This is a genomic window from Bacillus sp. LH1 (assembly GCF_057924895.1).
This window is the reverse complement of sequence record NZ_CM175007.1, coordinates 4,501,279-4,516,472: the sequence shown is the minus strand read 5'-3', so window position 1 is coordinate 4,516,472 and position 15,194 is coordinate 4,501,279. Positions and strand designations below refer to the sequence as shown.

Annotated in this window: 13 protein-coding genes; 9 read left to right on the top strand and 4 right to left on the bottom strand. The window is 37.5% G+C overall.

The window, feature by feature from the left end; genetic code table 11:
* Positions 1-7: 7 nt before the first annotated feature.
* Positions 8-313, bottom strand: a complete 306-nt coding sequence (locus ACX9TM_RS23335; protein ID WP_001144776.1) for a YtpI family protein — start codon at positions 311-313, stop codon at positions 8-10.
* A 159-nt stretch (positions 314-472) separates the two neighbouring features.
* Here ACX9TM_RS23335 and ACX9TM_RS23330 point away from each other — a divergent pair, with 159 nt between their 5' ends.
* Positions 473-1,405, top strand: a complete 933-nt coding sequence (locus tag ACX9TM_RS23330) for a DHH family phosphoesterase (protein WP_000545136.1) — start codon at positions 473-475, stop codon at positions 1,403-1,405.
* Between the two features lie 51 nt (positions 1,406-1,456).
* Here the strand turns inward: ACX9TM_RS23330 and ytrI are convergent, their stop codons facing one another.
* Together ytrI and ACX9TM_RS23320 are read right to left on the bottom strand one after the other, a co-directional pair.
* Positions 1,457-1,960 (bottom strand): sporulation membrane protein YtrI, encoded by a 504-nt coding sequence (gene ytrI, locus ACX9TM_RS23325; RefSeq protein WP_001265736.1) that lies wholly within the window; start codon positions 1,958-1,960, stop codon positions 1,457-1,459.
* The gene (locus ACX9TM_RS23320; protein WP_002005839.1) at positions 1,957-2,370 is read right to left on the bottom strand and encodes a YtrH family sporulation protein; all 414 of its coding nucleotides are present in this window, start codon (positions 2,368-2,370) and stop codon (positions 1,957-1,959) included. Before ACX9TM_RS23320 ends, ytrI begins: the two co-directional genes overlap by 4 nt.
* 42 nt (positions 2,371-2,412) lie before the next feature.
* Between ACX9TM_RS23320 and dnaE the strand changes: the two genes are divergently transcribed.
* The 8 genes from dnaE (at position 2,413) to ACX9TM_RS23280 (ending at position 13,241) form a co-directional block, all read left to right on the top strand.
* Positions 2,413-5,739: a DNA polymerase III subunit alpha gene (gene dnaE / locus ACX9TM_RS23315; RefSeq protein ID WP_000673728.1), complete on the top strand. Its 3,327-nt coding sequence runs from the start codon at positions 2,413-2,415 to the stop codon at positions 5,737-5,739.
* A 133-nt stretch (positions 5,740-5,872) separates the two neighbouring features.
* Entirely contained in the window at positions 5,873-7,081 is a 1,209-nt protein-coding gene (gene ystJ / locus ACX9TM_RS23310) for an NADP-dependent malic enzyme (protein WP_161508111.1), read from the top strand.
* A gap of 14 nt (positions 7,082-7,095) precedes the next feature.
* The gene (locus ACX9TM_RS23305; protein WP_000204448.1) at positions 7,096-7,740 is read left to right on the top strand and encodes a FadR/GntR family transcriptional regulator; all 645 of its coding nucleotides are present in this window, start codon (positions 7,096-7,098) and stop codon (positions 7,738-7,740) included.
* Positions 7,741-7,925: 185 nt separating this feature from the next.
* Positions 7,926-8,795 carry an acetyl-CoA carboxylase, carboxyltransferase subunit beta gene (accD, locus tag ACX9TM_RS23300; RefSeq protein WP_000942856.1) on the top strand — a complete coding sequence of 290 codons (870 nt, stop codon included), beginning with the start codon at positions 7,926-7,928 and terminating at the stop codon, positions 8,793-8,795.
* The gene (gene accA / locus ACX9TM_RS23295) at positions 8,783-9,757 is read left to right on the top strand and encodes an acetyl-CoA carboxylase carboxyl transferase subunit alpha (protein WP_000818804.1); all 975 of its coding nucleotides are present in this window, start codon (positions 8,783-8,785) and stop codon (positions 9,755-9,757) included. Before accD ends, accA begins: the two co-directional genes overlap by 13 nt.
* A 128-nt stretch (positions 9,758-9,885) precedes the next feature.
* Complete coding sequence (pfkA, locus tag ACX9TM_RS23290; RefSeq protein ID WP_000821157.1) at positions 9,886-10,845, top strand: 6-phosphofructokinase; 960 nt, start codon at positions 9,886-9,888, stop codon at positions 10,843-10,845.
* A 53-nt stretch (positions 10,846-10,898) separates the two neighbouring features.
* A complete protein-coding gene (gene pyk / locus ACX9TM_RS23285) occupies positions 10,899-12,656 on the top strand; it encodes a pyruvate kinase (protein ID WP_001232673.1) in 1,758 nt (585 codons plus the stop codon).
* A 195-nt stretch (positions 12,657-12,851) separates the two neighbouring features.
* Positions 12,852-13,241, top strand: a complete 390-nt coding sequence (locus tag ACX9TM_RS23280; RefSeq protein WP_000871628.1) for an FxsA family protein — start codon at positions 12,852-12,854, stop codon at positions 13,239-13,241.
* A gap of 633 nt (positions 13,242-13,874) precedes the next feature.
* Here ACX9TM_RS23280 and ytvI read toward each other — a convergent pair.
* Positions 13,875-14,993, bottom strand: coding sequence for a sporulation integral membrane protein YtvI (gene ytvI, locus ACX9TM_RS23275; protein ID WP_001081388.1), 1,119 nt, complete (start codon positions 14,991-14,993; stop codon positions 13,875-13,877).
* Between the last annotated feature and the right edge of the window lie 201 nt (positions 14,994-15,194).

Here is a 15,194-nt window from a genome sequence, read left to right as displayed (position 1 = left end):
TGCTTTTTTACGTTGCTTCATAGACTTCAGCTTCTTTAACTGCTAATGGCAAGAAATGTTTGTATTGGCGAAACCCGTTAAATACACTTGCACTACCAAATAGAACGAATAAAACACCAACGATAATACGAGCGGTTGAAAGTTCTAAAAAGAATTGGTTTATCCCGAAAAATAAAACGAATGAACCGAGTGCCATTGCGGATTTTCCTGAGAGCCAACCTTTCTCCATTGGGCGGTTTGTACGAAAGTATTTTGTTTTGTAAAAGAGGTACAACATAAATGAGACGATAATACAGAAGACTAATACTGGCATAATGAACACTCCCATCGCTTTGTGAAAAATAATAGAAAAGAAAAAGAAATATCTAAACTTTCTAACTTTTATTATAAAGCAATTGTTCGCATGTATGAAATACTTTCCGTTATAATGGAGGATAAAGTGAAGAAGTTGATTAAAAAGGAGATTATACATATGCATGAGCAAATTTTAGGAGCAATTAAAGAGTTTGATACAATTATTATTCATCGCCACGTGCGTCCGGATCCAGATGCGTTAGGTTCACAGGGTGGTCTTGGTACAATTCTACAAGAATCGTTTCCAGAGAAAAATATTTATACGGTTGGGTACAATGAGCCGTCACTAGCATACTTACGAGTAATGGATGATATTGAAGATAGTGTATACGAAAATGCGCTTGTTATTGTTTGTGATACTGCGAATCAAGAACGTGTTGACGATCAACGCTATACAAAAGGGAAGATGTTAATTAAAATTGATCATCATCCAAATGAAGATCCATATGGAGATATTACGTGGGTAGATACGACAGCGAGTTCTACAAGTGAAATGATTTATGAGTTTTATAACTATGGAAAAGATAAAGGATTAAAAATAACAAAAGAAGCAGCCCGCCTTATTTTAGCAGGAATTGTTGGAGATACAGGTCGTTTCTTATTCCCGAATACGACAGCAAAAACACTTCGTTACGTAAGTGAGCTTGTTGACATGGGTGTGAAATTCACAGATTTATACAATGAGATGTATAAGACAAAAGAAAAAATTGCTCGTTTAAACGGTTATATTTTACAAAACTTTACGATGGTAGAAGAAGGAGCAGCTTACATTAAATTAACGAAAGAAGTATTAGAAGAGTTTGATGTACTTCCTTCTGAAGCATCTGGTGTTGTTGGAGCGCTTGGCAATATTGATGGATTAAAGGCGTGGGTTCTATTTTTAGAGGAAGACGACGTAATTCGTGTTCGTCTTCGTTCAAAAGGACCAGTTATAAACAAATTAGCAATGCAATATAACGGCGGGGGGCATCCGATGGCTTCTGGTGCGAAGGCATCTTCTTGGGAAGAAGCGGATCGTCTTTTTGCTGATTTACGTGAGATTTGTAAATAAGAGACTATATGTTAGAACGAAAAGAAGGAGCGGCGCTAAAGCCCTCCTTCTTTATTTTTCTTTCTCTATAGTAATGCTAATTTCAAGCACTGTATCAAAAGATATTGTATCGACTTTAAAACGGTATAGCCGATCGTAATGTTTGTACGTTTTATTTTCGATTACCTTTTTAAGTAGGTCTTTATTTTTTGCGATACTTTGAATGTTTTTCGTTAAAAGATGTTGGAGGTCATTATGGATAGATGTAGTCATATTTTCGAGTGTGAGATTGTCTAAATCGTATTTTTCTCGATTGATAAGTTTTATTTTAATCTCTTGAATGGTTAAGAGCCGTTTATTTTCAGTGTTCAATTTTTCTTGATCTTCGAGAAGGACGTGGAGCTTTGCTTCTTGTTTTTCTATAATTTCTCTTTGTTCTGCTATTTTACTAGCTTGTTCTTCTTGAAAAACACCGTATATGTACAAAAAAATAAACCAGCTCAACACGCCTCCAACAGCAGCCCCAGCTAATACTAAGTACCATCTTTTTGCTGTATTGGCACTTGGTACTCTCATACATGTTCCTGCGTTAGCCATTTAATAATAATGAGACCTGTTTGCATACCACCAGTTGCGAAAAAAATAAGGAGAATTTGCTTTACGATATCTTTCATATCTCCGCCAAAGAAACTTCTTTCAAAGCTATAAAAGGTATCGAATGTTCCGCCGATTGCTGCAACGAGTGCCCAAATTCTTAAATTTTGGGCGAATTGATTAATGTAAGTTAGAGCTGGTTTTCCGATAAGAAACGCACCAAATCCACCAATTAATGAACCGCCAAGTATAACCCCAAAGGCAATAAAATAACTAATAATAAGCAGAGAGAAAAAAGTATGTTCTCTTACATCCATCGTCATTCCCCTTTCTTCTTCATATATATGGACAAAGTATAAGAAGTATGTTTTGATTTCCGCTTTCCTCATCACCTATAATAAAAGTAGTCAAATAGGTAAAGAGAGGGTACAACAGTGAAGTTTGTGCATTTACAATGTCAAACCGTTTTTAGTTTATTAAAAAGTGCTTGTAAAATTGATGAGCTTGTAGTCAGGGCGAAAGAACTCGGTTTTTCATCGCTGGCTATTACGGATGAAAATGTTATGTATGGCGTTATTCCGTTTTATAAAGCATGTAAGAAACATGGTATACAGCCCGTTATTGGATTAACCGCTTCTATTTTTAGTGAAGAAGAAGAAAGGTCTTATCCGCTTGTATTACTTGCTGAGAATGAAATAGGCTACCAAAATTTATTAAAGATTTCTAGCAGTATTATGACAAAGTCCAAAGAAGGTATTCCTAAGAAGTGGCTTGCGCATTATGCGAAAGGATTAATTGCAATTTCACCAGGTAAAGATGGCGAAATTGAGCAATTATTACTAGAAGACAATGAGAGTCAGGCTGAAGAAGTAGCTCGCACGTATCAAAATATGTTTGGCCATTTTTATATGAGTTTGCAGCATCATGCGATTCAAGATGAGTTGCTTTTACAAGAGAAACTACCTGAATTTATTAGTAGGGTTAATATTCCAGTCGTTGCAACAAACGATGTGCGCTATATCAATCAAAGTGACGCGCTTGTTCACGAATGTTTACTATCTGTTGAAAGTGGAACGAAAATGACTGATCCAGATAGGCCGAGGCTGAAAACAGATCAGTATTATTTAAAGTCATCGGATGAAATGGAAGCACTATTTTCCCATGCGCCGGAAGCAATCCAAAATACAATAAAAATTGCAGAGCGTTGCCAAGTAGAAATACCGTTCCATGTAAATCAACTTCCGAAGTTTCCTGTTCCGTCTAATGAAACGAGTGATATATACTTGCGTCGTGTTTGTGAAGAAGGTTTGCGGAAACGATATGGTGAACCGAAAGAAGTGCATATAAAGCGTTTGGATCATGAATTAAATGTTATTTCTCGTATGGGATTTAGTGATTATTTCCTCATCGTATGGGATTTTATGAAGTATGCACATGAAAATCATATTCTAACAGGACCAGGTCGTGGATCGGCAGCTGGTTCACTCGTTTCATACGTATTAGAAATTACAGATATTGATCCAATTGAATACGATCTATTATTTGAAAGGTTTTTAAATCCTGAACGTGTGACGCTTCCCGATATTGATATTGATTTTCCAGACGTAAGACGTGATGAGATGATTCGCTATGTGAAAGATAAATACGGTCAGCTCCGTGTTGCGCAAATTGTAACGTTTGGTACGCTTGCAGCAAAAGCGGCAATTAGAGACATTGCCCGCGTAATGGGGCTTCCGCCGCGAGATATTGATATATTTTCAAAACTTATTCCATCAAAGCTTGGTATAACGTTAAAAGATGCATATGAAGAATCACAATCACTTCGTGAGTTTATACAAGGGAATCTTCTGCATGAGCGTGTATTTGAAATCGCAAAACGTGTAGAAGGTTTACCACGTCATACGTCTATTCATGCGGCTGGTGTTATTATGAGTCAAGAACCGCTAACAGGAAGTGTAGCAATTCAAGAAGGACATAACGATGTTTATGTTACGCAATATCCAGCCGATGCGCTAGAAGAACTTGGTTTGCTTAAGATGGACTTTTTAGGATTACGTAATTTAACGTTACTTGAAAATATTATAAAATTTATCGCGAACAAAACAGGGAAAGAAATCGATATAAGAAACTTACCTCTTCAAGACGAAAAGACGTTCCAATTATTAGGGAGAGGGGATACAACAGGTGTATTCCAGCTTGAGTCGGGTGGTATGCGAAATGTACTTCGCGGGTTAAAACCGAATGAGTTTGAAGATATCGTAGCTGTTAACTCGTTATACAGACCAGGACCGATGGAACAGATACCGACTTTTATTGAATCGAAACATGGAAAAAGAAAAATTGAATATTTACATCCGGATTTAAAGCCAATTTTAGAAAGAACATACGGCGTCATTGTATACCAAGAACAAATTATGCAAATTGCATCGAAGTTAGCTGGTTTTTCGCTCGGAGAAGCAGATTTACTGCGCCGTGCGGTGAGTAAAAAAAATCGTGATATTTTAGATCAGGAACGTAAGCATTTCGTCCAAGGATGTTTGCGAAATGGTTATGATGAGACATCCGCAGAGAAAATTTATGATTTAATTGTAAGATTTGCGAATTACGGTTTTAACCGAAGTCACGCTGTAGCTTACAGTATGATCGGATATCAGCTTGCCTATTTGAAAGCGAATTATACGCTGGAATTTATGACGGCATTATTATCAAGCGCAATTGGAAATGAAGATAAGATTGTACAGTATATACGAGAAACGAAGCGGAAAGGTTTTCACGTTTTGCCACCGTCTCTTCAGAGGAGTGGCTACAACTTCCAAATAGAAGGGAATGCGATACGTTACAGTTTACTTTCGATCCGAAATATTGGAATGGCTACAGTGACGGCATTATTAGAAGAACGAGAGAAAAAAATGTTCGAAGATTTATTTGAATTTTGTCTTCGTATGCCGTCAAAGTTCGTAACGGAGCGTAATTTAGAAGCTTTCGTCTGGTCGGGATGTTTTGACGATTTTGGTGTTTCGAGAACGAATTTATGGAAAAGTATTAAAGGGGCGTTAGAGTACGCGAATCTCGCACGTGATTTAGGAGATGCTGTTCCAAAATCAAAATATGTACAAGGAGAAGAGTTATCTTTTATTGAACAACTAAATAAAGAGAAGGAAGCGCTTGGCTTTTATTTATCAAGTTATCCGACAGCGCAATATGTGAAGTTAGCGAAAGAATTAGAAATTCCATCTCTCGCTCAGGCGATGCGACACAAGAAAAAAGTACAAAGAGCTATTGTGTATATAACAAGTGTGAGAGTGATTCGTACGAAAAAGTTTCAAAAGATGGCATTTATTACATTCTGTGATCAAAATGATGAAATGGAAGCGGTCCTCTTCCCGGAAACGTATATACATTTCTCGGATAAGTTGCAAGAAGGAGCAATTGTTTTAGTTGACGGTACGATTGAGCTAAGAAATCATAAGCTGCAATGGATTGTAAATGGACTATATCCGCTAGAGGAAATGGATGTTTATGAAGAAAAGAAAGACGCATCTGTTTACGTGAAATTGCCGTCTCAGTATGAGAAAAAGCTTTTAAATCAGGTTACGAAAATATTGTTCGACTATTCAGGTTTTGCGAAAGTACTAATTTATTATGAAAAGGAACATAAAATGGTACAATTATCTCGGAGTTTATCGATTCATCCAAGTGAAGAATGTTTAGGAGCACTTCGTGAAATTGTCGGGGAAGAAAATGTAGTTGTGAAAATATAATGGACAATTTCCCTACACTTCGATTATTATAGTAGTAGTGTTCGTGGTCAGACCACTTGGAGAAATTGATATCAGCAAGAATAATTTGAGGAGAGTGGATAGTTTGTCAACACTTCGTGAAGAAGCACTTCACATGCATAAAGTGCATCAAGGAAAATTAGAAACTGTATCAAAAGTAAAAGTAGAAAATGCAAAAGATTTAAGTCTTGCATATTCTCCAGGGGTTGCAGAACCTTGTAAAGAAATTTATGACGATAAAAGTAAGGTATATGAATATACGATGAAGGGAAATATGGTAGCAGTTGTGACAGATGGAACAGCTGTACTTGGTCTTGGTAACATTGGACCTGAAGCATCTCTTCCAGTAATGGAAGGTAAAGCTGTATTATTCAAGAGCTTTGCTGGTGTAGATGCATTCCCAATTGCCTTAAATACAAACGATGTAGATAAAATTGTTGAAACTGTAAAATTAATGGAGCCAACTTTTGGCGGCGTTAACTTAGAAGATATCGCAGCACCAAACTGCTTCATTATTGAAGAGCGTTTGAAAAAAGAAACAAATATTCCTATCTTCCATGATGATCAACACGGAACAGCTATTGTAACAGTAGCAGGTCTTGTAAATGCACTGAAATTAGTTGGAAAGAAAATGTCTGACATTAAAGTTGTCGCAAATGGCGCAGGTGCAGCAGGTATTGCAATTATTAAACTTTTATATCGCTATGGTGTACGCGACATTATTATGTGTGACCGTAAAGGCGCAATCTATGATGGTCGTCCTACAGGTATGAATCCGGTGAAGGATGAAGTTGCAAAATATACAAATAAGAATCGTATAGAAGGTTCTTTAGCTGATGTTGTACAAGGTGCGGACGTATTCATTGGTGTATCTGCAGAAGGTGCATTAACAGAAGAGATGGTTCGTACAATGAATGACGATGCGATTATTTTTGCAATGGCGAATCCAGTTCCAGAAATTATGCCAGAATTGGCAAAAGCAGCGGGCGCAGCTGTTGTTGGAACAGGTCGTTCTGACTTCCCGAACCAAGTAAATAATGTACTGGCGTTCCCTGGTATTTTCCGCGGTGCACTTGACGTACATGCGACACAAATTAACGAAGAAATGAAGATGGCAGCTGTACAGGCTATTGCTGAGCTTGTAGCAGAAGATGAGTTAAATGCAGACTATATCATTCCGGCACCATTTGACGCGCGTGTAGCGCCTCAAGTAGCGGCTTACGTTGCAAAAGCAGCAATGGAGACAGGAGTAGCTCGCCGTCAAGTAGATCCAAATGAGATCGCTGAAAAAACAAAACAATTAGCGCTGATTGGTAAAGAATAAGCGAGGAATTTCCATTGACATCATCAAATACAAAAGTATATCTCGAAATTGTAAAAAAAATCCGTTCCATTATGGAAGAGGATGGTTTGGTGGCGGGGGATCGTTTGCCGTCTGAGCGTGAGTTAAGTTCACGCTTAAACGTAGGACGTTCCTCTGTAAGAGAAGCATTGCGTGCTTTAGAACTGGTAGGATTGATTGAAACGAGACGTGGTGAAGGGACGTTTATTCGAAACTTTTATGATAACGGTCTTGTACAATTAATTGCTCCGTTCTTATTGCAAGATGAGAAAACAATTCGTGATTTATTACAAACGAAACGATTACTTGAGAAAGATATGATTCGAATTGTATGTAATTTACCGAAAGAAACGTTTTCTAAAGTACTAAGTAGATTACACCAAGTACTTGAAGGAAATGAAAGCTCAGTCCCAACGCTTCATCAAACGTTCTTTAAAACACTTATTGAACAAGTCGATAATTATTTACTATATCGCATTTGGATGATCGTAAATGATTACGTAGCAACTCTTTCTTGTAAAGTTTCAAGAGATTCTATCGATATGTATAGAAAGCTTTATGCTACTTTGGAAGAAAAACAAGAAAATGATGCACTAAAAATTTACGATGAATTAGTAGAGAATATACAGTTTCACTCGTAATGTATAAAATTTGTCGAAATGACCATGACACGTTATGACAAACATTCTACCGCTTAGCGGTTAAAGTTAAACGTAAAGAGTGAGGTTATTAGACAGATTGAGAAGATAAGGCTAACATCAAACTTTGGTGTTAGCCCCATTTTCTTCTTACGCTAACCTTAGCTCTCAACGAAGGGGGTCAAATTGTGCTAAGAGATTTATTCGTGAAAAAGAAAAAGTACGCTGCAATACCTTCAGAACAAGTACGAAAAGATGTACCAGATGGCGTTATGACAAAATGTCCGGAATGTAAAAAAATCATGTATACGAAAGAACTTCTAAAAAATTTAAAAGTATGTGTGAATTGTGGATATCATCATCCTATGAATGCATGGGAACGTCTTGATAGTATATTGGACGAAGGGTCATTCCGTGAGTATGACAAAGAAATGGTTTCATTAAATCCACTCGAGTTTCCAGGTTATGAAGAGAAACTAGAGAGCGATCGTAAGAAGACTGAATTGAACGAAGCGGTTGTAACTGGTGAAGGAACAATTGATGACATGCTTGTTGTTGTTGCAGTAATGGATTCTCGTTTTCGAATGGGGAGCATGGGCTCTGTAGTAGGAGAAAAAATCGCCCGTGCGGTTGAAAAGGCGTACGACTTACAAGTTCCATTTATTATCTTTACTGCTTCGGGTGGTGCCCGTATGCAAGAAGGTATATTAAGTTTAATGCAAATGGCAAAAACAAGCGTAGCTTTGAAAAAGCATAGTAATGCAGGAGGATTATTTATTTCTGTTATGACTCACCCAACGACGGGCGGGGTTTCAGCGAGTTTCGCTTCACTTGGTGATTATAATCTTGCAGAACCAGGTGCACTTATCGGATTTGCTGGTAGACGTGTAATTGAACAAACGGTGCGTGAGAAACTACCAGAAGATTTCCAAACGGCAGAATTCTTACTAGATCATGGTCAATTAGATGCGGTGGTGCATCGTGATGATATGAGAGAATCACTTCGCAAGATTTTAGAAGTTCATCAAGGAGGGGAAATGGCTGTATGGCAGAGCTAGAATTTGAAAAACCAGTTGTTGAGCTAAGAAATAAGATTCGTGAACTGAAAGACTATACGAAAAACAGCCAGATGGACTTCAGTGAGGAGATTCGTATTTTGGAAGAAAAGCTAGAAAATTTAGAGGAAGATATATACGGCAATCTGAAAGTATGGGACCGTGTTCAAATTGCTCGTCATGCAGAACGACCGACAACGCTCGATTATATTGAGCACTTATTTACTGATTTTTTCGAATGTCATGGAGATCGTCTATTTGGCGATGATGCAGCGATTGTCGGCGGCATTGCGAAATATAAAGGGATGCCTGTAACTGTAATTGGGCATCAGCGCGGAAAAGATACGAAAGAAAATATTCGCCGTAACTTTGGAATGCCTCATCCAGAAGGATATCGAAAAGCATTACGTTTAATGAAGCAGGCGGAAAAGTTCAATCGTCCTATTATTTGTTTTATTGATACGAAAGGAGCTTATCCTGGTAAAGCTGCTGAAGAACGTGGTCAAAGTGAAGCTATCGCCCGCAATTTATTTGAAATGGCAGGTTTAACGGTACCTGTTATTTGTATCGTTATCGGCGAAGGTGGTAGTGGTGGTGCGCTAGGCCTTGGAGTTGGAGATTACATTCATATGCTAGAAAATTCCACTTATTCTGTTATTACACCAGAGGGTGCAGCGGCAATTCTTTGGAAAGATGCAGGAAAAGCAAAGGAAGCTGCAGAGGCAATGAAAATTACAGCAGCAGATTTGAAAGAATTAGGTGTGATTGACGAAATTATTCCAGAAGCAAGAGGCGGAGCTCACCGTAATATTTTGAAACAGTCAGAAAATATAGACTTAATGATTCGAAAAACTTTTGAACAATTAAACGGAATTTCGAAAGATGAATTAATCGAAAAACGTTATGAAAAATATATGAAAATTGGGCAAGTTTCGTTTTCAAACGCTTCCATTTGGATAAAATAAGAAAAGCGTGCGTTCCACTTCGCGAATGCACGTTTTTATTATGAAAAGACACATCTTCTCCATTGTATTTTTATATTTTTTCGTGTTATTTTATTATAAGGCAAATAATCTTTATGAGGTGAGTACAAATGAAACGTATTGGTGTATTAACAAGTGGTGGAGATTCACCTGGTATGAATGCTGCCATTCGTGCAGTTGTTCGTAAAGCGATTTTCCATGATATTGAAGTATATGGTATTTACCATGGATACGCTGGATTAATTTCTGGTCACATTGAAAAATTAGAACTTGGTTCTGTTGGCGATATTATCCACCGCGGTGGTACAAAATTATATACAGCAAGATGTCCTGAGTTTAAAGATCCAGAAGTACGACTAAAAGGTATCGAGCAATTAAAGAAACACGGTATCGAAGGACTTGTTGTTATTGGTGGAGATGGTTCTTACCAAGGCGCTAAAAAATTAACTGAACAAGGATTCCCATGTGTTGGTGTACCAGGTACAATCGACAATGATATCCCTGGAACAGACTTCACAATTGGTTTCGATACAGCTTTAAACACTGTTATTGATGCAATTGATAAAATTCGTGACACAGCTACATCTCATGAACGTACATATGTTATCGAAGTAATGGGACGTCACGCTGGTGATATCGCATTATGGGCTGGTTTAGCTGATGGTGCGGAAACGATCTTAATTCCAGAAGAAGAGTATGACATGGATGATGTTATCGCTCGTCTGAAGCGTGGTAGTGAACGTGGTAAAAAACACAGTATTATCGTTGTAGCTGAAGGTGTTGGAAGTGCAATTGACATCGGTAAGCACATTGAAGAAGCAACAAACTTTGATACTCGTGTAACTGTATTAGGTCACGTACAACGTGGTGGATCACCAAGTGCACAAGACCGTGTATTAGCAAGTCGTCTTGGCGCAAGAGCAGTTGAATTATTAATTGCTGGTAAAGGCGGACGTTGTGTAGGTATTCAAGATAACAAACTTGTTGATCATGACATTATCGAAGCGTTAGCTCAAAAGCATACAATCGATAAAGACATGTATCAATTATCTAAAGAATTATCCATCTAATCGGCGTAATGTCAGATATTTGGGAACGGTTTCATAATTTTCGGAGGTGCAATATGCGTAAAACTAAAATTGTATGTACTATAGGTCCTGCTAGTGAAAGTATTGAAAAATTAGAGCAATTAATCGAAGCAGGTATGAACGTTGCTCGTTTAAACTTCTCTCATGGTAGCCATGAAGAGCACGGAGCTCGTATTAAAAACATTCGTGAAGCTTCAAAGAAAACTGGTAAAACAGTTGGTATCTTACTTGATACAAAAGGTCCAGAAATCCGTACTCACGACTTCGTAGACGGACAAGCTGAGCTTGTAACAGGTGCAGAAGTAGTTCTTTCTACTGAGCAAGTATTAGGTACTGCAGAGAAGTTCTCTGTATCTTATGCTGGTCTTTATGACGATGTAGACCCAGGTTCTCGTATTCTAATCGATGACGGTCTTATCGAACTAGAAGTAATCGAAAAAGCTGATGGAAACATCCGTACAAAAGTTCTTAACAGCGGAACTGTAAAAAATAAAAAAGGTGTTAACGTACCAAACGTAAGCATTAAGCTTCCTGGTATCACTGAAAAAGACGTAAAAGATATCATCTTCGGTATCGAGCAAAAAGTTGATTTCATTGCAGCTTCATTCGTACGTAAAGCGTCTGACGTATTAGAAATCCGTGAATTATTAGAAGAGCATAACGCTCAATACATCCAAATCGTACCAAAAATCGAAAACCAAGAAGGTATCGACAACATCGATTCAATCTTAGAAGTTTCTGACGGTTTAATGGTAGCTCGTGGTGACATGGGTGTAGAAATTCCACCAGAAGAAGTACCGTTAGTACAAAAACGTCTAATTAAAAAATGTAACGTGTTAGGTAAACCAGTTATTACTGCAACACAAATGTTAGATTCTATGCAACGTAACCCACGTCCAACTCGTGCGGAAGCAAGTGACGTAGCTAACGCAATCTTCGATGGTACAGATGCAATCATGCTTTCAGGTGAAACAGCTGCTGGACAATACCCAGTAGAAGCAGTAACAATGATGGCTAACATTGCGGTACGTGTTGAAAAATCATTACAATATGAAGATATGTTCAAAAAACGTATTAAAGAGTTCACTCCAACAATTACAGATGCAATTAGCCAATCTGTTGCACATACAGCACTTGCTCTTGATGTAGCTGCAATCGTAGCTCCAACAGAAAGTGGATATACTGCGAAAATGATCTCTAAATACCGTCCAAAATCTCCAATCGTAGCTGTAACATCTGACGAGCAAGTAGGACGTCGTCTTGCACTTGTTTGGGGTGTACAAGCATTTATGGCTGAGAAGCGCGCAGCTTCAACTGACGAAATGTTAGATACAGCAATTCAAACAGGTATGGATGCAGGCCTAATCGGACTTGGAGATACTGTAGTGATTACTGCTGGTGTTCCAGTTGCTGAAACTGGTACAACAAACTTAATGAAAATCCACGTTGTTGGTGAAGAAATTGCTAAAGGACAAGGAATCGGTCGTAAAGCTGCAAAAGGTAAAGTAGTTGTAGCAAAAACAGCTGCTGAAGCTGTAGCGAACGTAAACGAAGGTGATATCCTTGTTACAACAAGCACTGATAAAGATATGATTCCTGCAATCGAAAAAGCTGCAGCTTTAGTTGTAGAAGAAGGTGGCTTAACAAGCCATGCAGCTGTTGTAGGTGTATCAATCGGTATTCCTGTTATCGTTGGTGTAAACGGCGTAACAGCAACTTTAAAAAATGGCCAAGAAGTAACAGTTGATGCAGCACGCGGAATTGTTTATAATGGACATGCGGAAGTGCTATAAGTAATACGGAGAGAAGGATCGGAGTCCTTCTCTTTTTTTTACACAAAAACGAGATAAAATTAGCTTAAAGCGCCTAGAATTGCTTTTAAAAGCTGTTTGTTATGGGTTTTAATATGAAAGGGTATCTATATTTCATATGATGTATATAGGCATTGTGAGGGCGTTAAAAGTGAGATGTGAGAGAGGTGTAGAACTATGAAGTGGTTACTATTCTTGTTTATTTTAATACCGGCGATTGAGATTACGGTCTTAATTGGATCAAGTCATGTAATAGGTTTATGGTCTACGTTCGCTATGATTGTATTTACAGGTGTTGTAGGTGTGTATTTGGCGAAAAGACAAGGGTTTAAAGTGCTTGGAGAGATTCAATCTAAGTTGAATAGAGGGGAAATGCCAGGTGAGGCGGTACTAGATGGTATTTTTGTATTTGTAGGAGGTATTCTCTTAGTGCTTCCTGGGTATGTGACAGATATGCTAGGGTTTATCTGCGTGATCCCTATTACGAGAGCTTTATTGAAGCCGCTTGTTATGAAGTGGATGGAATGGAAATTTAGAAAGAATTCTACTATTATTATTCAGAAATAGCACTTAGATTGTAGAAATCTAAGTGCTATTTTTTTGTCTTGTAAAAGGAGAGGAACTTGCTGATTGAAGCTTTGTTTTACCGCGCTATTTGTGGGGGGGGAATTTCTATCTCAAAGCTGGGCTGCTCGTAAGTGTCTAATGTGGGGCGAATGATGAGTGGGGATGAACAAAACGTTCGCTTATTATATTTGCTATATAATTTTCGTTTGAACTCTTGTGTGTACTTCGATTAAACTTGTGATTTTTTAGTGCTATTAATTTAGATGAATAAGATGGAGGGAAACACTGTTAAATTAAAGTTTTGCTTTCTTATATAGAGGAACGATTGGTGTAAAAAATTCATATAAAAAGGCGGAGATTGTTAGTTGAAGTCTTATTTTATGCTATTTTGTATATTTATTCATTTACATAAAAAGTAATAAATGTAAATGATAATTATAAAATAAATAGAATAAATATGTAAAAACACCACGGAATATGCGTTTTTCATGCAAAAAAACAAGAGAATTATCTTTTTTGAGTGCAATTCTCTTGTTTTATGTAATAAGTATGAAAAATAAGTACAAGGAATAATCAGTGGGAATTTCCCACTGATTACAGGTAAGTTTTTTGTTGTGTATGAATTAGAAACTATTATTTTGAAGGTGAACCTTTAATATATTTCCACAAGTCATGGAAGACATTAGCTTTGTGTAATGTATTAAGTAGTACTAAGGTGACTGGGCCGATGATTAATCCTAAAAAGCCAAAAAGTTTAAAGCCGACAAATAGAGCGACGAGTGTTGCTAATGGATCGAGACCGATGTTAGATGAAAGTACTTTCGGCTCCATAATTTGTCTTTGGACAATCACGACGATGTATAAAATGAGAAGACCAATGGCGAATGCGGTATCGCCAGTGAAAAATACGTATATAACCCATGGAACAAAGACTGCGCCTGTTCCTAAATATGGTAGTAAATCTACAACCCCTGTAATAATCGCGATAGTAATGGCGTATGGTACGCGTAATATTAAAAGCCCGATTAGTACAATGACAGTTGTCATAGATACGAGTGTAAGTTGTGCTTTCACAAAACCAAACAAAGCTTTTCTTAAGTCGACAAAAATAGTTTTTCCATAGCCATGTACACGATTCGGTAGCAATTTTCTTGCTTTCTGAGCAAGACGGTGCCAATCGTAACTAATGAAGAAAGTGGCTAATAAAATGAATACAAGGACAGTTAAAGTTGTTGGCAGTGCACTAATGAAATTCGTTAACCCGCTTATAATGGCGGTTAAAAGTTCTTTCATTTGTGTTGTCGCTTCTGTTCCTAAGTTTTGAATGTTTTGTGTAATTGTATAGCGCTGTGGTTCTCCAAGATGATTAAATTTAGAGATTAAATCATCGTAGAGAGGCATAATATGATTAAGTGCAAATTGCTGAGCGAATGTAACGATATCTGGAAACTTTACTGTAACAAGTTGTAGTAAGTATGTTGTGGCAGATATTGCTTCAGTCACAAGATATGTAACAAGTCCAACGATAGCTCCAAATACGAGAATTAAGCTAACGAGTACTGCTAGTGCGCGAGGAAATTGTAGTTTTTGATTAAGGAAATTGACGACAGGATTAATCAAATAAGCAAATGCAAAAGCGATAATAAAAGGATAGATAAGCCCTGACATGTATAGTAATACATAGAACCCAGCTACCGTTGCTACAATGACAAATATGAGTCGCAATATCATATATAGTAAGTTTCGGTTCAAAGATGTATACCTCCCATTCCAATTTGGATTATCCTAATTCGTTCAACTTATAACGAGTGTGCCCCACTGATTAAAGTTTCACTTTATGTTATAGTGGAATGATGGATTTTTCCTGCTTTTTCAGTATGTGAGTGACTGTGAAAGCTTGGTGTTGATGCTTCTACTATATGGTAAAAACTTCATTTTCTCTTCTTTTTATTT

Coding starts and splice junctions, on each gene's coding strand:
- ACX9TM_RS23335 (WP_001144776.1), bottom strand. CDS start 313: ATGCCAGTATTAGTCTTCTGTATTATCGTCTCATTTATGTTGTACCTC.
- ACX9TM_RS23330 (WP_000545136.1), top strand. CDS start 473: ATGCATGAGCAAATTTTAGGAGCAATTAAAGAGTTTGATACAATTATT.
- ytrI (WP_001265736.1), bottom strand. CDS start 1,960: ATGAGAGTACCAAGTGCCAATACAGCAAAAAGATGGTACTTAGTATTA.
- ystJ (WP_161508111.1), top strand. CDS start 5,873: ATGCATAAAGTGCATCAAGGAAAATTAGAAACTGTATCAAAAGTAAAA.
- accA (WP_000818804.1), top strand. CDS start 8,783: ATGGCAGAGCTAGAATTTGAAAAACCAGTTGTTGAGCTAAGAAATAAG.
- pfkA (WP_000821157.1), top strand. CDS start 9,886: ATGAAACGTATTGGTGTATTAACAAGTGGTGGAGATTCACCTGGTATG.
- pyk (WP_001232673.1), top strand. CDS start 10,899: ATGCGTAAAACTAAAATTGTATGTACTATAGGTCCTGCTAGTGAAAGT.
- ACX9TM_RS23280 (WP_000871628.1), top strand. CDS start 12,852: ATGAAGTGGTTACTATTCTTGTTTATTTTAATACCGGCGATTGAGATT.